The organism is Halosimplex aquaticum (genome assembly GCF_028747785.1).
Lineage (GTDB): Archaea > Halobacteriota > Halobacteria > Halobacteriales > Haloarculaceae > Halosimplex > Halosimplex aquaticum.
In genome coordinates this window covers 2,479,386-2,504,154 of record NZ_CP118158.1, presented here as the reverse complement: position 1 = coordinate 2,504,154, position 24,769 = coordinate 2,479,386, and the positions used below count along the sequence as shown (strand labels likewise).

Annotated in this window: 20 protein-coding genes, 1 tRNA gene and 2 rRNA genes; 14 read left to right on the top strand and 9 right to left on the bottom strand. The window is 67.1% G+C overall.

Going from position 1 to position 24,769, the window contains the following annotated elements; genetic code table 11:
• Position 1 precedes the first annotated feature (1 nt).
• The gene (locus tag PSC72_RS12645) at positions 2 to 709 is read right to left on the bottom strand and encodes a hypothetical protein (protein ID WP_274321765.1); all 708 of its coding nucleotides are present in this window, start codon (positions 707 to 709) and stop codon (positions 2 to 4) included.
• A gap of 157 nt (positions 710 to 866) precedes the next feature.
• Between PSC72_RS12645 and PSC72_RS12640 the strand changes: the two genes are divergently transcribed.
• The 4 genes from PSC72_RS12640 (at position 867) to PSC72_RS12625 (ending at position 5,615) form a co-directional block, all read left to right on the top strand.
• Positions 867 to 3,212 (top strand): DEAD/DEAH box helicase, encoded by a 2,346-nt coding sequence (locus PSC72_RS12640; protein WP_274326172.1) that lies wholly within the window; start codon positions 867 to 869, stop codon positions 3,210 to 3,212.
• A gap of 348 nt (positions 3,213 to 3,560) precedes the next feature.
• Complete coding sequence (locus tag PSC72_RS12635; RefSeq protein ID WP_274321764.1) at positions 3,561 to 3,809, top strand: hypothetical protein; 249 nt, start codon at positions 3,561 to 3,563, stop codon at positions 3,807 to 3,809.
• Between the two features lie 149 nt (positions 3,810 to 3,958).
• On the top strand, positions 3,959 to 4,678 hold the full coding sequence (locus PSC72_RS12630; RefSeq protein ID WP_274321763.1) for an endonuclease NucS domain-containing protein: 720 nt from the start codon (positions 3,959 to 3,961) through the stop codon (positions 4,676 to 4,678).
• Between the two features lie 100 nt (positions 4,679 to 4,778).
• The gene (locus PSC72_RS12625; protein ID WP_274321762.1) at positions 4,779 to 5,615 is read left to right on the top strand and encodes a hypothetical protein; all 837 of its coding nucleotides are present in this window, start codon (positions 4,779 to 4,781) and stop codon (positions 5,613 to 5,615) included.
• A 36-nt stretch (positions 5,616 to 5,651) separates the two neighbouring features.
• Here PSC72_RS12625 and PSC72_RS12620 read toward each other — a convergent pair whose 3' ends face one another.
• Positions 5,652 to 6,296 (bottom strand): HAD family hydrolase, encoded by a 645-nt coding sequence (locus tag PSC72_RS12620; protein ID WP_274321761.1) that lies wholly within the window; start codon positions 6,294 to 6,296, stop codon positions 5,652 to 5,654.
• 199 nt (positions 6,297 to 6,495) lie between these two features.
• On the opposite strand from PSC72_RS12620, the gene endA reads away from it, so the two are divergent.
• Entirely contained in the window at positions 6,496 to 7,566 is a 1,071-nt protein-coding gene (gene endA, locus PSC72_RS12615; protein WP_274321760.1) for a tRNA-intron lyase, read from the top strand.
• 34 nt (positions 7,567 to 7,600) lie between these two features.
• Here endA and PSC72_RS12610 read toward each other — a convergent pair whose 3' ends face one another.
• From PSC72_RS12610 to PSC72_RS12600, 3 genes are all read right to left on the bottom strand, one after another.
• The gene (locus tag PSC72_RS12610) at positions 7,601 to 8,155 is read right to left on the bottom strand and encodes a GNAT family N-acetyltransferase (protein ID WP_274321759.1); all 555 of its coding nucleotides are present in this window, start codon (positions 8,153 to 8,155) and stop codon (positions 7,601 to 7,603) included.
• A gap of 88 nt (positions 8,156 to 8,243) precedes the next feature.
• On the bottom strand, positions 8,244 to 8,951 hold the full coding sequence (locus tag PSC72_RS12605; RefSeq protein ID WP_274321758.1) for a class I SAM-dependent methyltransferase: 708 nt from the start codon (positions 8,949 to 8,951) through the stop codon (positions 8,244 to 8,246).
• Positions 8,952 to 9,010: 59 nt separating this feature from the next.
• The gene (locus PSC72_RS12600; protein WP_274321757.1) at positions 9,011 to 9,148 is read right to left on the bottom strand and encodes a hypothetical protein; all 138 of its coding nucleotides are present in this window, start codon (positions 9,146 to 9,148) and stop codon (positions 9,011 to 9,013) included.
• Between the two features lie 271 nt (positions 9,149 to 9,419).
• Here PSC72_RS12600 and PSC72_RS12595 point away from each other — a divergent pair, with 271 nt between their 5' ends.
• Complete coding sequence (locus PSC72_RS12595; protein ID WP_274321756.1) at positions 9,420 to 11,141, top strand: tryptophan--tRNA ligase; 1,722 nt, start codon at positions 9,420 to 9,422, stop codon at positions 11,139 to 11,141.
• A 48-nt stretch (positions 11,142 to 11,189) separates the two neighbouring features.
• Here PSC72_RS12595 and PSC72_RS12590 read toward each other — a convergent pair whose 3' ends face one another.
• Entirely contained in the window at positions 11,190 to 11,405 is a 216-nt protein-coding gene (locus PSC72_RS12590; RefSeq protein ID WP_274321755.1) for a hypothetical protein, read from the bottom strand.
• A 415-nt stretch (positions 11,406 to 11,820) separates the two neighbouring features.
• Between PSC72_RS12590 and pheS the strand changes: the two genes are divergently transcribed.
• Entirely contained in the window at positions 11,821 to 13,350 is a 1,530-nt protein-coding gene (pheS, locus tag PSC72_RS12585; RefSeq protein ID WP_274321754.1) for a phenylalanine--tRNA ligase subunit alpha, read from the top strand.
• Entirely contained in the window at positions 13,350 to 15,152 is a 1,803-nt protein-coding gene (gene pheT / locus PSC72_RS12580; protein ID WP_274321753.1) for a phenylalanine--tRNA ligase subunit beta, read from the top strand. Before pheS ends, pheT begins: the two co-directional genes overlap by 1 nt.
• 45 nt (positions 15,153 to 15,197) lie before the next feature.
• Here pheT and PSC72_RS12575 read toward each other — a convergent pair whose 3' ends face one another.
• A complete protein-coding gene (locus PSC72_RS12575; RefSeq protein WP_274321752.1) occupies positions 15,198 to 15,509 on the bottom strand; it encodes a MazG nucleotide pyrophosphohydrolase domain-containing protein in 312 nt (103 codons plus the stop codon).
• A gap of 94 nt (positions 15,510 to 15,603) precedes the next feature.
• On the opposite strand from PSC72_RS12575, the gene PSC72_RS12570 reads away from it, so the two are divergent.
• Entirely contained in the window at positions 15,604 to 16,563 is a 960-nt protein-coding gene (locus PSC72_RS12570) for an ABC transporter ATP-binding protein (protein WP_274321751.1), read from the top strand.
• Positions 16,556 to 17,350, top strand: coding sequence for an ABC transporter permease subunit (locus PSC72_RS12565; RefSeq protein WP_274321750.1), 795 nt, complete (start codon positions 16,556 to 16,558; stop codon positions 17,348 to 17,350). The genes PSC72_RS12570 and PSC72_RS12565 overlap by 8 nt, the downstream gene beginning before the upstream one ends.
• Positions 17,351 to 17,384: 34 nt before the next feature.
• On the opposite strand, the gene PSC72_RS12560 is transcribed toward PSC72_RS12565, so the two are convergent.
• Positions 17,385 to 18,440 carry a quinone-dependent dihydroorotate dehydrogenase gene (locus PSC72_RS12560; protein WP_274321749.1) on the bottom strand — a complete coding sequence of 352 codons (1,056 nt, stop codon included), beginning with the start codon at positions 18,438 to 18,440 and terminating at the stop codon, positions 17,385 to 17,387.
• A 38-nt stretch (positions 18,441 to 18,478) separates the two neighbouring features.
• On the bottom strand, positions 18,479 to 18,676 hold the full coding sequence (locus PSC72_RS12555; protein WP_006882158.1) for a hypothetical protein: 198 nt from the start codon (positions 18,674 to 18,676) through the stop codon (positions 18,479 to 18,481).
• A 256-nt stretch (positions 18,677 to 18,932) separates the two neighbouring features.
• On the opposite strand from PSC72_RS12555, the gene PSC72_RS12550 reads away from it, so the two are divergent.
• The 4 genes from PSC72_RS12550 (at position 18,933) to PSC72_RS12535 (ending at position 24,764) form a co-directional block, all read left to right on the top strand.
• The gene (locus PSC72_RS12550; RefSeq protein WP_274321748.1) at positions 18,933 to 19,280 is read left to right on the top strand and encodes a non-histone chromosomal MC1 family protein; all 348 of its coding nucleotides are present in this window, start codon (positions 18,933 to 18,935) and stop codon (positions 19,278 to 19,280) included.
• 636 nt (positions 19,281 to 19,916) lie between these two features.
• Positions 19,917 to 21,391, top strand: a 16S ribosomal RNA gene (locus PSC72_RS12545).
• A gap of 92 nt (positions 21,392 to 21,483) precedes the next feature.
• A tRNA-Ala gene (locus tag PSC72_RS12540) sits at positions 21,484 to 21,555 on the top strand.
• A gap of 286 nt (positions 21,556 to 21,841) precedes the next feature.
• A 23S ribosomal RNA gene (locus tag PSC72_RS12535) occupies positions 21,842 to 24,764 on the top strand.
• The 16S and 23S rRNA genes sit together here with 1 tRNA gene alongside, the layout of an rRNA operon.
• The last annotated feature ends 5 nt before the right edge of the window (positions 24,765 to 24,769 follow it).

Below are 24,769 nucleotides of genomic sequence, written 5' to 3'. Positions count from 1 at the left end.
CTCAGGGAAAGAGCGCGTAGAGGAGGATACCCAGCACCGGCGCCAGCAGGAGGTTCATGACCGTCAGGTACGCGAGGGCCCCGCGTCGCTTGAACGAGTTGTCGGGGAACAGCCCGTCGGCGAGCCGATAGCCGACGACCTCCGCGACGGCGAACACGCCGACCGCGGCGGCACCGGCCAGCGCCCGCGCGACCGCACAGCTCACCGGGCCGCAGTCGGTGACGAGGTAGATATCGGACGCGTACATCGGTTGGATACGTGCGGCCTCCGCTTGCGAGAGTCCGTTCCGGTCGAGCCAGTCGAGGAGCGGCCCGTCGTCGAGGTCCTCGATCCTGACGGCGTTGTCGGTCGCGGCGACGCGCTCGACCAGATCGCGCTCGCCGTCGGCGAGCAAGAGCGCGGCGACCGCACAGGGGACGCCGTTCGCGCCGACGAACTGCGGCGCCCGCTCGGGTTCGGAGCGGTTGGTCGGGAAGCGTCCGCGACGCCGATAGCGCCGGAGCGCGTCCAGTGCCCGGTGTCTCCGGCGCTGCCGATCGGCGTCGAGGCGGTCGGTGTCGGCGGCGCGGAGCGAGCGTTCGGTTCGTCGGAGGTGCGCGCGGATCCGGACGGCGTCGAGCCATCGGATCGCGGCGACGAGGACGGCGAGCAATCGCGACCGACGGCGACCCCGAGAAGGCGGCGTCGCGTCGGCGGTGTCGACGGACATGTCATCACGGTCGGGAGTTTTCGTTATAGGCCTTCGGCACCGCCGGGGTCGGGGTCCGGCGCTCGCCCGCGACCACTTTCACTCCGGCATAGAAACGCATATGGCGACGGGGCCCCCGCCTCCTGTCGTGTCACGCCACGCCGACGGCGAGACGGAACTGGCGGTCGCCGAGGTGTTGCCCGACTACGCCGACGCGTTCCCGTTCGAGCGGTTCAACGCCATGCAGTGTTCGGTGTTGCCTGCGCTGCTCGACTCCGAGGAGAACGTCGTCGTCAGCGCGCCGACCGCCAGCGGCAAGACCGCCCTCGCGGAAGTCGCCATCTGCGAAGCCATCGAGGCCGACGGGACCGCCCTCTTCCTCGCGCCCCTGCGCGCCCTGACCAACGAGAAGGAGAGCGAGTGGGAGCGCTTCGAGGACCTCGGGTATTCGGTCTACGTCGTCACCGGCGAGCGCGACCTGAACCCCCGCCGCGCCGAACGGGCGGACATCCTCGTGATGACGCCCGAGAAGGCCGACTCCGCCACCCGGAAACACGACTCGCCGCGCTACTCCTTCATCACCGACGTGGACTGCTGCGTCATCGACGAGGTCCACCTGCTCGACTCGGAGAAGCGCGGCTCCGTGCTGGAAGTGACGGTGTCGCGCCTGCGCCGCCTCTGTGACCCCCGCGTCGTCGCGCTCTCGGCGACGATGCCGAACGTCGACGACGTCGCCGGGTGGCTCGACGCCCCCGCCGACAACACCTTCGAGTTCGGCGACGAGTACCGGCCGGTCCCGCTGCACGCCGACGTGCGCACCTACACCCACGGCGACAACGCCTTCGCCGACAAGTACCGCCGCCTGTACCGCGCGCTCGACATCGCCGAACCGCACATCCGCGACGAGGGACAGGCGCTCGTGTTCGTCTCCTCGCGGCAGGACACCGTCCAGGCCGCCAAGAAGGCCCGCGACGAGATCGTCGAGCGCGACATCCCGATGGGCGCCCGCGGCGACTACGACTTCCACACCGACGCCTCGGACCTCTCGAACGACACGCTCCGGCAGTCGGTGCTGGACGGCGTCGGCTTCCACCACGCCGGGCTCTCGAAGGACGACAAGAACCTCGTCGAGCAGTGGTTCAAGGAGGGGAAGCTCCAGCTCCTCTTCTCCACGTCGACGCTCGCGTGGGGCGTGAACCTCCCCGCCCGCTGCGTCGTCATCCGCGACACGAAGCTCCACGACCCCCTCGAAGGCGAGGTGGACATGAGCCCGCTGGACGTGCTCCAGATGCTCGGCCGCGCGGGCCGACCGGGGTACGACGACAAGGGGTACGCCTGGGTCGTCTGCGACTCCGCGGACGCCGACAAGTACCGGACGCTCCTGCGGGACGGCAAGGAGATCGAGTCCCGGCTCGCGGAGGACCTCGACGCCCACCTCAACGCCGAGATCGCGCTGGGGACCATCGGCGACATCGAGGACGTGATGGACTGGTTAGAGACGACCTTCTACTACGTCCGCGCCCAGAGCGCCCCCGACGAGTACGCCTCCGAGAGCGCGCTCCGCGAGCGGGTGAGCGACACGCTCCGCTCGCTGGTCGCCCGCGGGTTCGTCGAGCGCGAGGACATGCGCCTCGAACCCACGCCGCTCGGTCGACTCGCCTCGAAGTTCTACCTGCGACTCGACACCGCGCGGGAGTTCGCCGACCTGGCCGAACGGGCCGAGGAAGACGGCGAACTCGGCCAGGACGCGATCCTCCGCGCCATCGCGACCGCCGCCGAGTTCGACAGCGTCAGCGCGCGATCCGACGAGCGAGACGCCGTCGCGGCCGTCCTCGGCCAGACCGAGGACCTGGAGCCCGGCGGTCGGAAGGTGCTCGCCATCCTCGAATCCCGGATGCGCGGGACGACGCCCGGCGAGCTACAGAGCGACGCCTGGGTCATCACCCAGAACGCCCTGCGCCTGCTCGCGGCGCTGCGGGCGTTCCTCGACCGCCTCGCGGGCGCCGAGGCCGCCAACCTCGCCTGCCGCATCGAAGCCCGCATCGAGAACGGCATCAGCGACGACGCCGTCGGCCTGACCGCCATCGACGGGGTCGCGTCCGGCCGCGCGAGCAAGCTCGCCGCCGAGGGGATCACGACGCCCGCCGAGGTCCGCGAGGCCGGCGTCGACGGCCTCCGGTCCGCGGGGCTCTCCGAGGGCGTCGCCGAACGCGTGATCGAGAGCGCCGGCGAACTCCCCAACGTCGTCGTCGAGTGGGGCGACTTCCCCGACGCCGTGGCCGCCGGCGAGAACGACATGCAGGAGGTCACGGTCCGGAACGTCGGCGGGGACGCCCGCGCTGGCCTCCGCGTGACCGTGAACGGGATCGAGATGACGTCCATGAACCGCTACCTCGGCGAGGCCGACCTCCCGGTCGGCGTCTTCGGCGGCGACGCCGACGAACTGGAGTACGCGATCGAGGTCGCCTTCCCCGAACTGCCGCTCCACCCGGTCGTCGAGACTCGATCGGTCCGCGTCGAGTGAGCGCACAGCCCGCACGACGCGGTCGGTCAGTCCGCGCCGACGTGTCGTTCCACGCCGGGCACGTCCGCGCACGAGCGAGCGGCCCGTGACCGCTCGTTCACCCCGGGCGCGGCCGGCGCTCGACCGCCCGGACTATCCGTCGGATGGCCAAATCCGGATAACTCGATTAGATCTTGTTCTAAACGTTCTCGTCTGATATGAGCCGGTTGTAAAACGTTAGGAAATCAACTGAAAGGTCGGATCGGCACCGGCTAAATCGGCCGATTCGCGTCAAACGGCGCGAAATCACGCTAGCGGTCTGTCCTTTATATGGGGTAGTGGACGCAAGTGAGTAGTAGGTGACAACAGATGTCCAGTGCCTCCCCGTTCCGTCGCTCCGTCCCCGAACTCTCGTCCAACCGCGGCGCACGGTTCCTCCAGTCGCTGCTGGTCGGCTCCGCCCAGTTCGCCGGCTTCTGGTCCGCCGTCGTTCTGCCCTTCGCGATGCTCGCGCTCGTCGCGTCGGGCTCGGCCGCCGAGCGGGCGCCGCTGTTCGCCGCGCTGCTGATCGCGAACGTCGTCGCGCTCCGGCTCGGTCACGGCTACAACCAGGACTAACGCTCGAAACCTTCCCTCTCCACCGCGGTCACCTGTCGACCGACGCCCTCCGCCCGTTCCCCTCCGTCTCCGCTCTCCTCGTTTTCCCCTCCGCTACTGCCCCGCACCCTCCCCGACGTTTAAGTCCGAGAGCGCGACCACGCCGACCCATGCACGACGAGGTGCGCGTCGTCGCGGGCGACTGCACGACGACGTTCGACGGGCGCAGCGAACGCGAACACCGCGGCGACGTAGTGACGGTGGTCAAGCCGGACAACACGGTGCTGGTCCACGACGCCGACGGCTACCAGCCCGTCGCGTGGCTCACCAGGGCCGACAGCGTCCAGTTCGTCGACGGGGTCCTCGACGCCCGCGAGGGCGACCAGCGCCTCCGCGTCGAAATCCACGACGAACACGGGAGCGCGCGCCACCCCGTCTCGCGGGCGGGCATCCCGGTCGGTGACTGTCCGGTCTGCGACGGACAACTCGTCCTCGCCGGCGGAGCCGTCCGGTGCGGCGACTGCGACGACGAGTACTCGGTCCCGCGGGACGCGGCCGTCCTCGACGAGACCTGCCCGATGTGCGGGCTCCCCCTGTTGCGGGTCGAGCGCGGCGAGGCGTTCGAGGTCTGTGTCGACCGGGAGTGCGAGTCCATCGACGACCGCGTCACCGAGCGCTTCGACCGCGAGTGGGACTGTCCGAACTGCGACGGGGAGTTGCGGGTGCTCCGCCGCGGCGGGCTCATCGCCGGCTGCGAGCGCTACCCCGACTGCGACACCGGGTTCGGCATCCCGACCGGCGTGATCGACGGCACCTGCGACTGCGGGCTGCCGGTCTTCGAGACGCCCTCGGGCCGGCGGTGTCTCGATACCGGTTGCGAGCAGACCTGACCGGTCGTCGCTCCGGCGTCGAGATCGGCCCTGTTCCATCGCTGTCGCTGGTGGTGAGGCCACCGCGTCCCTTTTGGGCGACGGCCGCACAGTGGGTCGCATGACTGACGAAGCGCCGTCTGGGATCGCGCCGGACGCCGCGACTCGGGCCGGCGACCCCGTCGAGACGACGGTTTCACCCGTCGGTGGCGGACCGGCGGTCTCGGCGACGTTTCAGCCGTGGGCCGCGGGGGCCGGCGGAATCTTCGTCGCCTGGCAGATCGGTCCCGAGACGGGCGCGCTGGGAATCGCGAGTTCACCGGGTGACCAGACATTCGAAGTTCCCGACGCCGCTCCGGAGGCGGAGGGGATCGTGTGGCTCGGTGACCGCGGCTGTCCGGCCGGGGACGGTCAGTATCGCAGCTGGGTCGCTCTCGGCGCGGCGGCGGCGGAAGAACTGGCCGAGGGATTTGACAGGTGTCATCGGTCGACGCAGTCTCCCAGCGCGGGAGCGACGCCCCTGACGGTGACCGATACAGACCATCAGCGGGTCGACCCCGAGCGCGCCGAATCGCTGGTGGACCCGGTGCCCAGCGACGCGGCGGCCGTCGGTGACCGCCACGTGTTCGAACTGTTCTGGTGGGGGCCGCGAACGGTCGGGATCTGTCAGGCCTGGAGGCCGCGCGACGCCGGCGCGGTCTACGTCGCCTGGGCGGTCGCGCCGCCGGTCCTGGGCGACGACGCTGTCTGGGACGGGGTCACGTACGGTGGCACGCTCGACAGCGGAACCCACGGCGTCCTCACAGGCGCGCTCCCGCTGGTTCGGCTGGGCCGCGGTCGCGCCATGCGCTGGGTGTTTTTCTTCCACCCCGACACGGCGGACGCGTTCGACGGACTCGTCGCCGACGTTGTGAACCTCCGATCAGACGGTCCCGACCTGGGGTACCGAACCGCCTGAGCGCGACCACCGTGTCAGAAGTGCCAGTGCGGCCGATCACTCGTCCGCTCGGGCGAGCAGGTACTCGCGCAGGTCGCCCGGCGAATCGGCCACGTAGTCCGCGGCGCCCCGGTCGGTCTCGTCGGCGGCTCCGTGGCGGAAGCCGACGACGGACATTCCGGCGCGACTCGCGGACTCGATGCCGTGGACGGAGTCCTCGACGGCGACCGCGTCGGCGGGGTCGACGCCGATCTCGCTCGCGGCGTGTTCGTAGACGGCGGGTTCCGGCTTGCCCGGGCCGTCCAGCGCGTCGGCGCTGATCACCGCGTCGAACTTGAGGCCGAATCGGTCGAGGACGACGTCGATCCAGTCGTGGGGCGACGAGGAGACGAGGGCGAGGGTGACGCCCCGCTCGTCCAGCGCCGCGAGCAGGTCGCCGGCGCCGTCGAGCAGGCGCACCTCCTCGCCGTAGATGCTCGTCGCGGCCTCGTCGTACCACGCGAGGAATTCCGCGCGCGCCATCTCGATCTCGTAGGTCTCGACCAGGTAGTCGTAGATCTCCCGGTAGTTCATCCCCGTGATCTCGTCGAGGTCGAGGTCGTCGAGGCCGATCTGCGGGAGCAGGTCGTCACGTTCGTAGGGGTGCCAGTAGTCCTCCGAGTCGACCAGCACTCCGTCCATGTCGAAACAGACCGCGTCCATGACTCGATGTCTCGCGGGTCTGTGGAGTGTCTTTTGGACGACCGTCGCGTCTCGACCGCCTCGGGATCAGCGACGGCTGAACCAGCGTGGACGGATCCGGACGCTCCCGCGCCGTTCGCGGTGGCTGTGCTGGCGACTTAACGGCCACTTTCGACCCGTGATCGCAGGTGCTTTCAGCGCAGACGGGTTCCGGTGACTCATGGAAGCGACGCTCTCGGGTGACGTTGTGCGGGCGGGGGACCAGGCCCGCGAGCGGTTCTACGACTCCAGCGGATACGGCCACCCCGTCGACGCCGGCGCGCTCGAACTCGCGCCCGTCGAGGCCGCGCACCTCCTCTACCGCGGCGACCTCGACGCCGTGGAGAGTTCAGACGGCGAGGCGATGGACTTCCGGGCGTTCCTCGCCTCCGCGGCCGTCTCGGAGACGGCCTTCCTCGTCTACAAGGACCTGCGCGACCGCGGGTTCTACCTCTCGCCCGCCCGCGCGGGGTGGACCGACTCGTCGGCCGCCCGGAGCGCCATCGACGACCCCGCGGTGGACTTCGTCGTTTACCCCCGCGGCTCGGGCCCGTGGGACGACGAGGTGGCCTACCGCGTGGCCGTCGTCAGCGAGCGCGAGGGCGTTCCGTCGGCGGATCTCGGCGACCTCGTCCTCGCCGTGGTCGACGAGGAGAGCGAACTCACCTACCTGGAGACCGAACACCGGGAGATATCGGGGACGAGCGACGCCGATCTGCCCGAGGGCGTCTCGGGCGAACTGCTGTCGGACCGCGTCCTGCTGTGGGACCCGCCCGAGGCGCTCTACGAGCGCGCGTTCTACGGACAGCCGCTGGACGACCAGCGCGGCGACGTGATCCAGCTCTCCCTACTCGAAGCGGCGTATCTCGCTCGCGAGGGGCTACTGGAGGTCGACGGCCGCACCGATCCCATCGTCGCTCGCGGCCGCGATGTCGAGGGCGAACGCTTCGACCGGCGCCTGCGCGTCTACGAGTCGCTGCGCGACCGCGGCGTGGTCCCCAAGACCGGCTACAAGTTCGGCGCGGACTTCCGGACCTACGCCGACGTGGAGTCGGTCGAGGACCTGGGCCACTCCGAGCTGTTGGTCCGGGTGTTCCCCGCCGGGCACACCTTCTCGCCGCGGGACCTGGCGCTCGACGTCCGGCTGGCCCACGGCGTGCGGAAGACGATGGTGTTCGCGCTCGTCGGCGACGACGGGGAGGCCGGCGGCGGCGACGTCGAGTGGCTCTCGGTGACCCGGCTGACGCCGTGAAGCCACGGGTCGGGCGTGAAGTTCCACGAGGCAGCTACTCGCTCCGCCGCTCTCGCCACTCCTCGCGGAGCAATCCGTACCGGTAGTAATCTTCCCACGCGCCGTCGACGTAGGCCTCGTCGCGGAAGGTGCCCTCGCGAGTGAACCCGAGCTTTTCGACGACGCGCTGGGACCCATCGTTCGACTCGAACGCTCGCGCGACGACCTTGTGCAGGCCGATCCCGTCGAAACTGTGGTCGAGGAGCACCCGACTCGCCTCGGTGGCGTACCCGTTCCCCGACTCGTCCGGCGCGATCCAGTACGCGAGTTCGCCGCGGTCGTACTCCGAATCGCCCATCCGCTCCCGGTTGATCAGGACGTACCCCACGGGTCGTTCGTCGACACAGACCAGCAGGCCGATCGACTGGTCGTTCCGGCCCATCGTCCCGCCGAGGAACGTCTCGACGTCGTCGCGGCCGCTCGGATACTTCGCGGTCCGACCCGCCCGGACGGCCGGGTCGTTCCGGTTCTCGAGGAGGAAATCGACGTCGTCGCGCTCGGCCGGGCGGAGGGTCACTCGGTCGCCGGCGAGGAAGACCGGTCCTGGCATATCACTGATTGGACGGCCGCGGCCGTCAGTGTTTCCGATCCCGCAGTCGTCCGATTCGCACCGTCCTGGGTAGCCGGTCCCCGCCGACCTACTTCGGCACGTACACCAGCGGGTGGTGACGCCAGGCCCACCGGGTGTCGGGCTTCTCGACGACCGACCAGACGCTCTGGGGCCAGGTACCCAGCGCGTCGTGGATCCGATCGTAGGACAGCAGGTTCTCGCCGTCCAGCAGGAGTCGGAATCGCTCCTCGAAGCGGTCGGCGTCGAACTGGGAGTCCTCGCCGAGGAACTGCTCGGGGTTCTCCGCCATCCGCCGCCAGTGGGCGCGTGCGAGCCGGTTCTGGTAGTTGAAGACCAGATAGCCGCCGGGAGCGACCGCGTCGTACAGCTCTCGCAGGGCGCGCTCGATGTCGGCGACGTAGCAGAGCGTGAAGTACGAGAAGACGACGTCGAACTCGCGGTCGGGGTCGAACGCCGGGAGGACCGCGCGCTCGAAGGCGACGTTCTCGACGCCGCGCTCTCGGGCCCGGTCGCGGTTCTCTTCCAGGACCGGTTCGGCGGCGTCGTAGCCGACGACCTCGGTCTCGGGATAGCGCTCGGCGACCGCGAAGGCGGCGTGGCCGGGGCCACAGCCCACGTCCGCGAACGCGTCGGGAACGCGGGTCTCGGCGATGAAGTCCGCGACGGCGTCGGTCGCGTGATGGGCGCTCGGGCCCGCGTCCGCGCGGTCGGTCTCGTCCGCCTCGGTCCAGAAACTGTGCCAGTCGATGGTGTCGTCGTGAGTTGCGTCGCTCATGGAGTCGAAATCGTCCGCCAGTCCTCGGCAGCGATACCGCAGTCCGATCGGCCGTCGGGTCAGGTCGGCCCGGTCGGGCCGCCCGACCGCCCGCTTTCGGCATCGTCCAACTCTCCGCCCTCGTCTTCGGGTTCGTCGGTGTCGTCCGTCTCCGATCCGTCGTCCGCCGGGAAACCGTAGGGTGCGTGCACTGTCATGTAGAGGTGCCGTGGCTGGTCGCCGTGCGGTGCGTCCGTACCCGTCCGACCGAGAGACCTCGCTCCTCCCGGGAAACTACCGTAGCCGCCGCTCCCGAATAAAACTTACTAATTGGGTGAAGTTTACTCTTCACTTACAAATTCGTACGCCCGGGATTTAAAACTTGCGGCGGTGGCGTCCCCGGGAGGAAGTTGGCGCCTCGGCGCGGACGGAGCGGGGTGGGCAAAGCGAACGGTATTAGTGCGTGTCGGCGCGAGTGTATCGCAATCGATGACATCCGATTCGCCCGATTCTGACCCGGCGGAGCAGCGTCCGGACGCGGACGCCCTCCGCGCGGACGGAGGGGAGCCGAGCGACGCGAGGCGAGGTTCGTCGAAACTGCGTTCCGACGGCGTCCTCGCGAGCGAAGCGAGCGAGGGCTCGTCAGAGCTTCGCTCTGACGGCGGGGTCGACGCCGAGGGGGCCGACGACGTGGCGCTGGACCCGTGGGGGTCGGCGACCGTCTCGGACTACCGGAAACTGTTCGCGGAGTTCGGCATCGAGGAGTTCGACGACCTGCTCCCCGAGGTCCCCGACCCGCACTACCTGATGCGCCGCGGGGTCATCTTCGGCCACCGCGACTACCGCCCCGTCGCCCGCGCCATGCGCGAGGGCGAGGACTTCGCCGCGCTCTCGGGCTTCATGCCGACCGGCGACCCGCACATCGGCCACAAGCTCGTCTTCGACGAGATCATCTGGCACCAGCAGCAGGGCGGCGACGCTTACGGCCTCATCGCGGACCTGGAGGCACACAGCGCCCGCGGACTGACGTGGGAGGAGATCGACACTCACGCGCGCGACTACGTCCTCTCGCTGCTCGCGCTCGGATTCGACCCCGAGGAGGGCGAACTCTACCGCCAGTCCACCAACCGCGACGTGCAGGACCTGGCCTTCGAACTCGGCGTCGAGGCGAACTTCTCGGAACTCCAGGCGATATACGACTTCGACGGCGAGACGGACGTCTCGCACATGCAGAGCGTCGTCACGCAGATGGCCGACATCCTCTACCCGCAACTCGACGAGCCGCGACCCACCGTCATCCCCGTCGGACCCGACCAGGACCCGCACATGCGCTTCGCCCGCGACCTGGCCGCGCGGATGCGCTACTTCCGGGTCACCGAGGCCTTCGCCGGCTTCGAGGTCGACGACGAGGACGAGCGGGCGCTGCTCTCGGAACTCTACGCGGATCTGACGGCGGACCGCGACGAGAGCGACGACACCCTCCGCTGCGAGGACGCCGCGGAGGCGCTGCGCGCAGACCGCGGGGACTACGAGTCGGCGGGCTACGACCCGGCGACCGTCGAGGGCGTCCTCACCAAACTCGAGAACGCCGGGATGGAGCCGATCCGCCGGCGGACACGCTTCCTCGGGCGCAACGCCACCGACGAGGCCTTCGACGCGCTGATCGAGGCCGTCGACGGCGAGAAGCGCGTCTACGACGAACACGTCGACGCCTTCGACCTCTCGCGGGCCGACGCGGAGGACCTCGCCCGCGAGATAGAGGTCGACCACGGCGGCTACGGCTTCCGCGCCCCCTCCTCGATCTACCACCGCTTTATGACCGGCCTCACCGGCGGCAAGATGTCCTCGTCGGTGCCCGCCTCGCACATCTCCCTGCTCGACGACCCCGAGGACGGCTACGACAAGGTGAAGGCGGCGACCACCGGCGGGCGCGAGACCGCCGAGGAACAGCGCGAACTCGGCGGCGAGGCCGACGAGTGCCCCGTCTACGAGCTGTACGCCTACCTGCTCGCGGGCGACGACGACGAGTTCGCGACGGAGGTCTACGAGGAGTGCGTCGGCGGCGAGCGGCTGTGCGGCGGGTGCAAGGAGCAGGCCGCCGAACTCATGGCCGAGTTCCTCGAAGACCACCAGGACGAACGCGCCGAGTGGGAAGAGAAGCTCGACGAACTCGACATCGACCTGGACGTGGCCGCGAAGCGACGCGGCTGACGCGGCCGTCTGTCCTCGAACTGCGGCTTCTGTGGTCGGTCGTGCCGCTTACTCGTCGATCTCTATCTCGATCGGTTCGGACGCGGGCTCGACGACGTCGGCGTCGAACCGGCCGGTCAGGCGCCAGCTGGCGACGGCCCCGAGGCTCCCGAGGGCCATCCCGGCGCGGACGCCGGCGTCTCGGCCCCGCAGGAGTCGACCGAGGACGTAGCCGACGAGGAAGTTGGTCCCAAACGTGAACAGGGCGCTGCGAATGCGGTCCATACCCGCCTTTTGCGGTCGGTCCCCATAGACGTTGCCACGACGGCGCGGCCGTGGCGGCGGCGACGGCGTCCGCACCGTCCCGCCCGTGCCACCCCGCGCCACCGCCGAGTCCGGAACGCTTTTCGGCGGCGGCGCGGATTTGTGACGTATGGCACCCGAACCCACGACGGGACGTATCGCCCGCAGAGCCCCGGCGGCGCGGTCCGGGTTCGGGTTCGGATTCTTCTCCGGCGCCTGACGGACGGCGGACGCCCGGGCCCGAAGGTCCGTGTCGAAACGGACTCCGGTGGCCCCGGCGGAAACCGTCCGCGCCGACCGGCGCCGAGCCGCGCTCTCCGCGCGCAGCCGTCCGTACCGACGCGCTCGGCGCAACAAGAATCGTTAACTGACGACCACGCAGATACAGCGACAACGAATGAAACTCCCGGAAACGCAGGTCGCCGTGCTCGAGGCCGCGAGCGCGGACGACCCCACACCAGTCGAACAGATCGCCGACGAGACCGGCGAGCAGGAGGCCGCCGTCCGCGGCGCCGCCTTCGACCTCGAAGAGCGAGGGCTGCTCACCGTCACCGAGCGCACCGAGAGCGAACTCGCGCTCACCGAAGAGGGCGAGGAGTACGCCTACGAGGGCCTGCCCGAACACACCCTCTGGGTGGGCGCCCTCTCGAACGACGCCCACGAGGGGCCGATCGAGCTCGGCCAGGCTCTCGGGCGCGGCGGCCTGGAGGACGACCAGGTCGAGATCGCCCTCTCGAACTTCGCCCGGAAGGGCATGGGCACCATCGACAGCGGCACCATCGAGGTCGACGAGGACTACGACCTCGAGGCCGACCCCGAGCGCGCCCTCCTCGAGACGCTGCGCGGCGAGGAAGGCGACGTCGACCCCGACGAGGCCGACGAGGCGGCCGTCGCGGGACTCGAACGCCGCGGGCTCCTCGAGGAACGCGAGCACACGGTCCTCGAAGTCACGCTGACCGACGAGGGCGTCAACGCCCTGATGGAGGGGCTGGAAGTCGCCGAGACCGTCGGCCAGGTGACGCCCGAACTGCTGACCTCCGGCGAGTGGGAGGAGGTCGAGTTCGCCGAGTACAACGTCGAGGCCGACGCCGAGACGGTCCACGGCGGCAAACCACACGCGCTGCGGGAGATGTCCGAGCGCGTCAAGGACGTCCTCGTCGGCATGGGCTTCGAGGAGATGCAGGGCCCCCACGTCGACGCCGACTTCTACATCCACGACTGCCTGTTCATGCCCCAGGACCACCCGGCGCGGGACCACTGGGACCGCTTCGCCCTCGAAGAGCCCGCCCGGATGGACCGCGAGGACCTCCCCGACGACCTCGTCGAGGCCGTCGAGTCGGCCCACCGCAACGGCGTCGGCCCCGACGGCGAGGGGTACAACTCCCCGTGGGACGATGACTTCGCCCGCGCGCTCGCCCTGCGCGGCCACACCACGAACCTCTCGGTGCGCCACCTCGCCGGCGTCGCCGAGGGCGACATCGAGCCGCCACAGCGCTACTTCTCCATCGAGAAGGCCTACCGCAACGACACGCTCGACGCGACCCACCTGCTGGAGTTCTTCCAGATCGAGGGGTGGGTCATGGCCGAGGATCTGTCCGTCCGCGACCTCATGGGCACCTTCACCGAGTTCTACGAGCAGTTCGGCATCACCGACATCGAGTTCAAACCGCACTACAACCCCTACACGGAGCCGAGCTTCGAGCTGTTCGGCCGCCATCCTGAAACTGGGGAACTCATCGAGATCGGTAACTCCGGCATCTTCCGCCCGGAGATGCTCGAACCGCTGGGCGTCGAGGCCGACGTGATGGCCTGGGGACTCGCCCTGGAGCGGCTGTTCATGCTCGCGACCGGCGCCGAGGACATCCGCGACGTCCACGGGACGCTCGTCGACCTCGACTTCCTGCGGAACGAGGAGGTGGTGTACTGATGCCCACCGTCGAGATCGACCCCGACGAGCTGCGGGAGCTGACCGGTCACGACGAGAAAGACGACGACGACCTCCGCGAGGACCTGTTCGCCCTCGGGCTAGAGTACGAGGGCGAGAGCGACGACGGCGAGTTCGAACTGGAGTTCGCGCCGGATCGACTGGACCGGCTCTCCGTCGAGGGCGTCGCCCGCTCGCTGCGCTACCAGTACGGCGACGACCGCGGCGTCTACGTCCCGAACACCAACGACGCCGAGTGGACAATCCATGTAGACGCCGACGTCCCCGACGAGCGCCCCTACGTCACCGGCGCCGTCGTCCGCGGGCTGGACATGGACGACGCGGCCCTGGAGTCGCTCATCCAGCTCCAGGAGAAGCTCCACGCGACGATGGGCCGCCAGCGCGCCAAGGGCGCCATCGGCGTCCACGACCTGACCATGCTCAAGGGCCAGGTCGCCGCCAGCGGCGGCGAGAACACCCCCGAAGAGGAGGAGGACCCGCGGACCGAGACCGCCTCTCCCGGCGGGAAGTCCGTCCGGTACACGGGCATCGGCAAGCGCGAGGACACGTTCGTCCCGCTGGAGGAGAACCACGAGATGAACCCCCAGGAGGTGCTGATGGGCCACCACACCGCCCACAAGTTCGCCGATCTCGTCGAGAGCTACGAGCGGATGCCGGCCATCTACGACGACATCGGCCTGTTCTCGTTCCCGCCGGTCATCAACGGCAAGCGCACCGAGGTGACCACCGACTCCCGGGACCTGTTCATCGAGATGACCGGCACCGACCAGCGGACGATCGACCAGATGCTGTCCATCGTCTGCTACGCGCTCGACGCCCGCGGCGGCCGCGTCGAGGAGGTCGAGGTCGAGTACGCCGACGACGCCTCCGGCGACTACGCCGGCCACACGCTCACTCGCCCGCTGTTCGAGACCAAGACCAAGACCGTCGCCCACGACGACATCGAGTCGACGCTCGGCATCGGCCTCGACGGCGAGGAGGTCGTCGACCTCATGGAACGGGCCGGGCTCGACGCCAGGGCCGAGGACCCCGACGCCGACACCGGCGACCTCGCCTACGAGGTCGAGATCCCGCCCTACCGCGTCGACGTGCTCCACCCCGTCGACGTCATCGACGACGTGGGCCGCGCCTACGGCTTCAACGAACTCGAACCGCGCTACCCCGACGTCTCCACCGTCGGCGGTCGCCACGAGCGCTCCCGCCTGGAGCGAGCGGCCCGCACCTCCCTCGTGGGCCTCGGGTTCGAGGACCTGCTCAACTTCCACCTCATCAGCGAGGAGGCCAACTACGACCGCCTCGACGTGGAGCGCGGCAGCGACGCCTTCGGCGGCGGCGACCCCGCCGTCATCCAGGAGCCCTACAGCGAGGACTACGAGATCGTCCGCACGTGGGCGCTCCCCTCGGTGATGCTCGTCCTGGAGAACAACACGCACCGCTCGTACCCCCAGCACCTCTCGGAGGTCGGCTTCGCCGCCGAGCAGGACGACGGCGAGGCGACGAAGATGGCCGAGCGCCAGACCGTCGCCGCCGCGCTCGCCCGCCACGACGCCTCCTACGAGGACGCCAAGGCCAGCCTCCAGGCGCTGTGTCGCTCGTTCGACGTCGAACTGGCGACCCCGCCGACGGAACACCCTACCTTCGTCTCCGGCCGCACGGCCGACGTCGTCATCGACGGCGAGAAGGTCGGCGTCATCGGCGAAGTCCACCCGAAGGTGCTCGTCGAGTACGACCTGGAAGTGCCCGTGGCGGCCTTCGAGTTCGATCTGGACGCGCTTCGGGAGTAACAGACCTTTCTCACCGCGATTTCCGCGGTTCGTCGATTACATACGTCACTCCGAGTGGTCCGACCCGGCGTCCCCCGACTCGTCCAGCCGGCGTTCGTACTTCGCGAGCGACTCGTCCAGCGCGGCCTCGGCGTCGATATCCAGCGCGTCGGCGGTCGCCAGCAGCGAGAACAGCGCGTCGCCGAGTTCGTCCTCGCTGACGGTCAGATCCTCGGGAGCGCCGCCGTACTCGCTGGACTTCGCGGCGTCGGCGGCGATCTCCCCGACTTCGGCGGCCAGGTCGAGGACCCGGTAGACGGGGTCGGCGTCCATGTCGTGCTCGTCGACGAACGCGGCGACGCGGTCCTGTGCGTCCATGCGGGCCGGTTCGACCGTCGCTGGCATAATTCCGGTGGCGCCGGGACCGGAGGTCGCCCGTAGCTATATCCCGCGACCGGGCGGATAGGGGTCCATGGCCGCAATCGAGGTCGAGGGACTCACCAAGGACTACGGCGAGGTCCTCGCCAACGACGACGTCACCTTCTCCGTCGCGGAGGGCGAGGTGTTCGGCTACCTCGGCCCGAACGGCGCCGGGAAGACGACGACCATCCGCACGCTGATGGGCTTCCAGTCGCCCACCAGCGGCGGCGCGACGGTGCTGGGCCACGACGTGACCGACGAGGCGGAACTCATCGCCGCCAAGCGACGGGTCGGCTACCTGCCCGCCAACCCCGCGTTCGACGAGGACGTCACCGGCCGTGAGATACTCGACCTCCACGGCGCGATCAAGGGCGAGCAGCGCCGTGAGGAACTCCTGGAGACGTTCGACCCGCCGATCGACCGGAAGGTCCGTGACTACTCGACGGGGAACGTCCAGAAGCTCGGCCTCGTCCAGGCGTTCATGCACGACCCCGACCTGGTGGTGATGGACGAACCGACGAGCGGTCTCGACCCGCTCATGCAGCGGGCGTTCAACGAGTTCGTCGACGCCGAGAGGGAGCGCGGACTGACGGTCTTCCTCTCCTCGCACGTCCTCAGCGAGGTCCGCCGGGTCTGCGACCGCGTCGGGATCCTCCGCGACGGGCGCCTCGCGACGACCGAACGGGTCGCGGACCTCCTCCACCGCACCGGAAAATTCGTTCGCGTGCGCGTGGCGGGCGACGTCGACGCGGCCGCGTTCGACCTCGACGGCGTCCACGACGTGTCTTGCAGTGCGAGCGCCGACGTTCCCCCGACCGGCGCCGACGGAGGCGCTTCGACCGGCGAGCGCTCGCCGGTCGACGGCCCGGTCACCGAGTGCACGTTCACGTTCACCGGTGACGTGAACGCGCTCCTCGACTGTCTCGACGAGTTGACACTCGTCGACCTCGACGTCGAGGAAGCGCCGCTCGAAGAGGTCTTTATGCGGTTCTACGGGGGCCCCGATGCTTGAGATCGCGCGGTTCGAGGGGCGCCACCGGGCCCGCGGGGCCGCCGTCGCGACCGCCGCGCTCAGCGCGTTCGCGCTCCTTTACATCTTCGTCTACCCCACGTTCGCCGAGAGCCTCGGCGCCGACATCGACCGGCTGCTCGAAGCCTACCCCGAGGCGCTCTCGAAGGCCTTCGGCGTCCAGTCGCTGGCGAGCATGGAGGGGTATCTCGCCTCCGAACTCTACACCTTCGGCTGGTTGCTGATCGTCGGCCTCTACTTTGCGTACGCCGCAGCGTCGCTGATCGCCGCCGACGTGGAACGCGAGCGCATGGACATGCTCCTCTCGCTGCCTGTCTCCCGGGCCCGCGTCGTCCTCGAACAGTTCGCTTCTCTCATCGTGCCGCTCGTCGCGCTCTCGACCGTCGTCCCCGTCGTGGTCGTCGGCGGGACGGCCGTCGTCGATTACCCCGTTCCCGCGGCCGACGTGGTCGCGCTGCATCTCCTCTCGCTTCCTTACCTGACGACCTGCGCCGGCATCGGACTCGTCGCCTCCGTGGTCTTCGACCGCGCGAGCCTCGCCCAGCGCGCGGCAGTCGGCGTTCTGGTGGCGCTCTTCTTCGGCGAGTCGCTCCTGACCGGGACTGACTTCGAGGCCGTCGGCGCCGTCTCGCCGACGCGCTACGTCGACCCCAACGCCGTCCTCCGCCAGAGCGAGTACGCGGTCGCCGACGCGCTCGTTCTCGCCGTCGCGACGCTCGCGCTCGTCGGACTGGCGGTCGCCGTCTTCCGGCGGAAGGACATCGAGTGAACGGCGGTCGACCGGCGGCCCGCAGACCGGAGTGTCAGTCCAGGTCCGCGCCGACGGCGTCCTCGATGGAGTCGAAGCCGTCGCGCTCCAGCAGGTCGAGCAGGCCGCGGTTGATCTCGCGGGCGATCGACGGGCCGCGGTAGAGGAAGGCGGTGTACAGCTGGACGACGCTGGCGCCCGCGCGGATCTTCCGGTAGGCGTCCTCGGCGGTGGCGACGCCGCCGACGCCGACCACGGGCACGTCGACCCGTTCGGCCACGAAACGGGTCGTCTCCGTCGCGCGCGCCTCGATGGGTGCGCCCGAGAGCCCGCCGGTCTCGACGCGGTTCTTGCTCTGTAGCGTGTCGGGGCGCTCCGTGGACGTGTTCGTCGCGACGACGCCGTCGAGTCCGAGTTCGGTGACGAGGTCGAGCGTGTCGGCGACGGCCGGTTCCGGGAGATCCGGCGAGAGCTTGACGAGCAGCGGCGCGGCGCCGGCCTCCTGGAGTTCGGTGAGGATGGCAGTCATCGCCTCGCGGTTCTGTAGCTCCTCGAACCCCTGGGAGTTCGGACAGGAGACGTTGACGACGAAGAAGTCCCCGCCGGCGGCGACCTCCTCGTAGGTGGCCCGGTAGTCCGCGGGCGCGCCCGCGGTGTCGACGTGCTCGGACTTGGCGATGTTCACGCCGACGGGGACCGGTGCGTCCAGGTTTGCGAGGCGCTCACCGACGGCCGCGGCGCCGTCGTTGTTGAGGCCCATGCGGTTGATGACGGCGCGGTCCTCGCGCAGGCGGAACATGCGGGGCCGGGGGTTACCCGACTGCGGGACGGCGGTGACGCCGCCGACCTCGACGAAGCCGAAGCCCAGCGCGGCCAGCCCGCGGGCGGCCTCGGCGTTCTTGTCGAAGCCGGCGGCCACTCCGACGGGGTTGGGGAACGACTGGCCGAACGCGTCGACGCGCAACCGGTCGTCGTCGACGGCGTAGTGGCGCGCGAGCGCCCGGTCCAACGGGCCCGTTCCTGCGAGCCTGACGGCGCCGTGGCCGAGGGTGTGGGCGGTCTCGGCGGGGAGTGAGAACAACAGTGGTTTGGCGATATCGTAGGCGTTCATGTGTGGGGCCCCGGAAGCGGGGCTGGACCGGCCGGGGATCAGAACTCGTGTTCCACGTCGTCCGGATCGGCTTTCTGAATGATGATCTTGTTGTCGCGGACCCGGACGAACACCTCGTCGCCGATCTCCATCCCGGCGACGGCCAGCTCGTCCTCGTGGATGTTGATGTGGACGTTGTGGTACTCGCCGTCCTCGTCTTTGGCGCCACTCGGGCTGAGCTTCTTCTTTCGCACCATCGCGCTATCCTATTCGGCCCTTCGCCGCAGGATACACTTAAGTCTACCGTGCGCGCCCGGATTCCGCACCGACGGACGGCCGTCCCGGCCGCCGTCCGGCGCGCGCGAGATTAATTCTCGGTGCGAACATCGGAAATCTGGGCCGGTTCGGCGGGGTTTCGACAGGGGTATATAAACGAATCGCCAGCACGCGCCGCGATCCGGGGGTATTTTTATAATGAATCATGTGCTGGGTTCGCATGGAGCGGTCGAACCAATGGCACCCGACAGCGACAAGCGCAACTTCGCGCTCAGGACGGAGAACGGCGAGGAAGACAGCGTCTTTTCGGGGAGCACACCTCGGCAGGCGGCACTGAAGGCCGCGCGACGACTCAGCCCGGCGAGCAGCGAGGAGGCGGCCGAACGGGAGTCGATCCGACTACGGGAGAAAGGCACCCACAAGGTCCACGTCTACGAGGGGTGGTCCTGGAAGGAGTCGCCGCCGGACGTCGACATGAACGAGTGGGACGCCGACGACCCCTCTGACGTGTGGATGAACGAGGTCGACGAGATCACGAAGGCCAACGTGTCGAAACAGGGCGTCGAGCACTTGGACGAGATTTGAGCCGGCCGGCGGTATTCCTCTCCGAGTACCCTCCTCGACGAATCCGCGCCGAGCGGCAGGTGCCCGCGCGGACGCTCGGTCGCGTGCGTGAACTACATAGGGATCGCTGACTGACCTGCGAACGCGTGGCTCCCACTCGGCCGGACCGGGCGCACGATGCGCGGGATGACCGGCCGCTCTCCTTCCACGCGACATTCCGATCCCGAAAGCGGCGCTACCGGACCGCGGTCCGCGCTCCTGTGATTCCGTCCCATGAAACCCCGTGACGAAGCGGGTGCCGATCCGACGGCCTTAAGTAAAACACCCCCATCGAATCTGGTACGAAGCGGCGCGGGGCACACGCCCCCGCCGGGCGGTCGGGTTACCGACCGTTCCCGGCCGGGGTTGCGGTAACCCGCCCGTCGGACCGGTTCGACGTCGAAGGCGTTATATATCGCCGTCGGCTTACATTACGGTCCGAAGGAATGAGGATTCCACCCCTGCGGTCCGCCGTACAGATGGAATCTGATGTTAGCCCTGGTAGTTCGGTGATACCCGGTCTGTGACCGTGTGTCGCCGGATGCTACACGACGATAGCGATCGAGATCACACTCATTCGAGTGTGTTCCCGCCTAACCCCCCTGCTCTGCAGGGGACATTCCGGTTGATCCTGCCGGAGGCCATTGCTATCGGAGTCCGACTTAGCCATGCTAGTCGCACGGGTTCAGACCCGTGGCAAATAGCTCAGTAACACGTGGCCAAACTACCCTCTGGACGGGAATAACCTCGGGAAACTGAGGCCAATTCCTGATACGGCTCACACCCTGGGGTGGGGTGAGCCGGAAACGTTCCGGCGCCAGAGGATGTGGCTGCGGCCGATTAGGTAGACGGTGGGGTAACGGCCCACCGTGCCGATAATCGGTACAGGTTGTGAGAGCAAGAGCCTGGAGACGGAATCTGAGACAAGATTCCGGGCCCTACGGGGCGCAGCAGGCGCGAAACCTTTACACTGCACGACAGTGCGATAGGGGGACTCCGAGTGCGAGGACATACAACGTCCTCGCTTTTCTGTACCGTAAGGTGGTACAGGAACAAGTGCTGGGCAAGACCGGTGCCAGCCGCCGCGGTAATACCGGCAGCACGAGTGATGGCCGATTTTATTGGGCCTAAAGCGTCCGTAGCCGGCCGAGCAAGTCCGTTGGGAAATCCACGCGCTCAACGCGTGGGCGTCCAGCGGAAACTGTTCGGCTTGGGGCCAGAGGACTCGAGGGGTACGTCCGGGGTAGGAGTGAAATCCCGTAATCCTGGACGGACCACCGGTGGCGAAAGCGCCTCGAGAAGATGGACCCGACGGTGAGGGACGAAAGCTTGGGTCTCGAACCGGATTAGATACCCGGGTAGTCCAAGCTGTAAACGATGCTCGCTAGGTGTGCCGCAGGCTACGAGCCTGCGCTGTGCCGTAGGGAAGCCGAGAAGCGAGCCGCCTGGGAAGTACGTCCGCAAGGATGAAACTTAAAGGAATTGGCGGGGGAGCACTACAACCGGAGGAGCCTGCGGTTTAATTGGACTCAACGCCGGACATCTCACCAGCACCGACAATGTGCAGTGAAGATCAGGTTGATGACCTTATTGGAGCCATTGAGAGGAGGTGCATGGCCGCCGTCAGCTCGTACCGTGAGGCATCCTGTTAAGTCAGGCAACGAGCGAGACCCGCGTCCGTAATTGCCAGCAGCATCCTTGTGATGGCTGGGTACATTACGGAGACCGCCACGGCTAACGTGGAGGAAGGAACGGGCAACGGTAGGTCAGCATGCCCCGAATGTGCTGGGCAACACGCGGGCTACAATGGCCTGGACAGTGGGTTACAACACCGAGAGGTGACGTTAATCCCCTAAACCGGGTCGTAGTTCGGATTGAGGGCTGAAACTCGCCCTCATGAAGCTGGATTCGGTAGTAATCGCGTGTCAGAAGCGCGCGGTGAATACGTCCCTGCTCCTTGCACACACCGCCCGTCAAATCACCCGAGTGGGGTCCGGATGAGGCTCGGATACCCGAGTCGAATCTGGGCTCCGCAAGGGGGATTAAGTCGTAACAAGGTAGCCGTAGAGGAATCTGTGGCTGGATCACCTCCTACTGACCGGGACTGGGGCGACGCCCCAGCCCACCTGTTAGCGTCCGCCGACCGTTCGCAGTCCGGGCACCTACGAACTACCAGGGCTAACACGGGCCCATAGCTCAGCGGCAGAGCGCCGCCTTTGCAAGGCGGAGGCCCTGGGTTCAAATCCCAGTGGGTCCATGTCACGTACGGCGATTCGAACCGTGTCCCTTAAGTGGGACACTCCATTCGAATCGTAGTACGAAGACCGGTGCACCATCCCGTGTGAACGCGGATGGGAAGGGTCGATGCAGACACCACCTCACCCGTGGGTGTGCAAATGAGACTGTGTGTACGTGCGATCCAGGCGTCCACTGGACTCGTTCATCGAGTCCAACGATGACGTAGGAGATCCATCCGGATCTCCACACATTCGGAGGTCCCTCTGTGGACCTCCACATTGAAGGTCCTCACCGGACCTTCTCCACTAACGTGGCTACTATGCCACCTGGTGAATAGCTCGGCTCGAGTGCCGACGAAGGACGTGCCAAGCTGCGATAAGCCGCGGGAAGCCGCATGGAGGCGAAGAACCGCGGATTTCCGAATGGGAATCCCCACCGCAATTGCTTCGCGCAATGGGGAACGCCGGGAATTGAAACATCTTAGTACCGGTCGGAAAAGAAATCAACCGAGATATCGTCAGTAACCGCGAGTGAACGCGATACAGCCCAAACTGAAGGCCTCACGGCCAATGTGGTGTATTGGGCCGGCTTGCAGCGTCGGAACGTTTCTGTGAAGTCTCCTGGAACGGAGCGCGATACAGGGTGAAAGCCCCGTAACAGAACCAACTACGACGTGTGCCGGTTCCGGAGTACCGGGGGTTGGAAATCCCTCGAGAATACGGCAGGCATCTACTGCCAAGGCTAAATACTCCTCGAGACCGATAGCGAACAAGTAGCGCGAGCGAACGCTGAAAAGTACCCTCAGAAGGGAGGTGCAATAGGGCTTGAAATCAGGTGGCGATGGAGCGACGGGGCATACAAGGCCCGTTCGAAAACGACAGAGGCGCGAGCCTCCAGTAGGACCGAACGGGAGCCGATGTTCCGTCGTACGTTTTGAAAAACGAACCAGGGAGTGTGTCTGTTTGGCGAGTCTAACCCGTTCATCGGGGAAGGCATAGGGAAACCGACATGGCCGCAGCGCTTTGCGCCAGGGCCGCCGTGTTCAAGCGCGGGGAGTCAAACTGACACGACCCGAAACCGGACGATCTACGCGTGGGCAAGACGAAGCGTGCCGAAAGGCACGTGGAGGTCTGTTAGAGTTGGTGTTTTACAACACCCTCTCGTGACCTACGTGTAGGGGTGAAAGGCCCATCGAGTTCGGCAACAGCTGGTTCCGACCGAAAAATGTCGAAGCATTACCCCTGCCGAGGTAGTTCGTGGGGTAGAGAGACTGATTGCGCGGACCGCCCTCGAGAGAGGTCGGCCGTGCTGTCAAACTCCGAACCTACGAACGCTGTCGACGCAGGGAGTTCGGTGCGCGGGGTAAGCCTGTGTACCGTGAGGGAGACAACCCAGAGTCGGGTTAAGGTCCCCAAGTGTGGACTAAGTGCGATCGAAGGTGGTCTCAAGCCCTAGACAGCCGGGAGGTGAGCTTAGAAGCAGCTACCCTCTAAGAAAAGCGTAACAGCTTACCGGCCGAGGTTTGAGGCGCCCAAAATGATCGGGGCTCAAGTCCACCACCGATACCTGACCGCAGATTTCAACTTCTGACCGCGTAGGTCGGCGTTCTGATCGGGTGGAAGCACGGCCGAGAGTTCGTGTGGACCGATTAGAAACGAAAATCCTGGTCATAGTAGTAGCGAAAGTCGGGTGCGAATCCTGACGGCCAAAAGGGCAAGGGTTCCTCAGCACTGTTCGTCAGCTGAGGGTTAGCCGGTCCTAAGATCTGTCGTAACCCGCGCAGATCGAAATGGGAAACAGGTTAATATTCCTGTGCCACCGTCCACTCAAAGTCGACGCCCTGGGGTATACCGAGCCGGGCCATCGCCCGGTCGAACCGTCCAACTCCGTGGAAGCCGTAATGGCACGAAGCGGACGAACGGCGGGACAGAGAAATTCGGTTCAACCTGGGGCCCGTGAAAAGACGAGGACGGTGTCCGTACCGAGCACCGACACAGGTGCCCATGGCGGAGAAAGCCTAGGCCTGTCGGGAACAACCGGCGTTAGGGAATTCGGCAAGTTAGTCCCGTAAGTTCGCGATAAGGGATGCCTGCCCCGGGAAGGGGCAGGTCGCAGTGACTCGGGGGCTCCGACTGTCTAGTAACAACATAGGTGACCGCAAATCCGCAAGGACTCGTACGGTCACTGAATCCTGCCCAGTGCGGGTATCTGAACACCTGGTACAACAGGACGAAGGACCCGTTAACGGCGGGGGTAACTATGACCCTCTTAAGGTAGCGTAGTACCTTGCCGCTTCAGTAGCGGCTTGCATGAATGGATCAACGAGAGCCTCACTGTCCCAACGCTGGGCCCGGTGAACTGTACGTTCCAGTGCGGAGTCTGGAGACCCCCAAGGGGAAGCGAAGACCCTATAGAGCTTTACTGCAGGCTGTCGCTGGGACATGGTCGCTACTGTGCAGGGTAGGTAGGAGACGTTACACAGGTGCGTGCGCTAGCACGTCGCCGAGTCACTCATGAAACACTACCCGGTAGTGACTGTGACCCTCACTCCTGGCGGAGGACACCGATAGCCGGGCAGTTTGACTGGGGCGGTACGCGCTTGAAAAGATATCGAGCGCGCCCCAAGTCCATCTCAGCCGTGTCGGAAACGCGGCGAAGAGTGCAAAAGCAAAAGATGGACTGACAGTGATCTTCCCAACGAGGATCGCTGACGTGAAAGCGTGGTTTAGCGAACCAATTCGCCCGCTCGATGCGGGCCATTGCTGACAGAAAAGCTACCTTAGGGATAACAGAGTCGTCACTCGCAAGAGTACATATCGACCGAGTGGCTTGCTACCTCGATGTCGGTTCCCTCCATCCTGCCCGTGCAGAAGCGGGCAAGGGTGAGGTTGTTCGCCTATTAAAGGAGGTCGTGAGCTGGGTTTAGACCGTCGCGAGACAGGTCGGCTGCTATCTATTGGGGGTGTCATTGGTATCTGACGGGAACGTCCGTATAGTACGAGAGGAACTACGGATGGTGGCCACTGGTGTACCGGTCGTCCGAGAGGGCGCTGCCGGGCAGCTACGCCACACGGGGTAACGGCTGAACGCATCTAAGCCGGAAACCCACCTGGAAAAGAGATACCGCCGAGGTCGCTCGTAGAAGACGAGTTCGATAGACTCGGGGTGTACGCACCGAGGCAACGAGGTGTTCAGCCCGCGAGAACTAACTGACCGAAGCCACCAATCATACC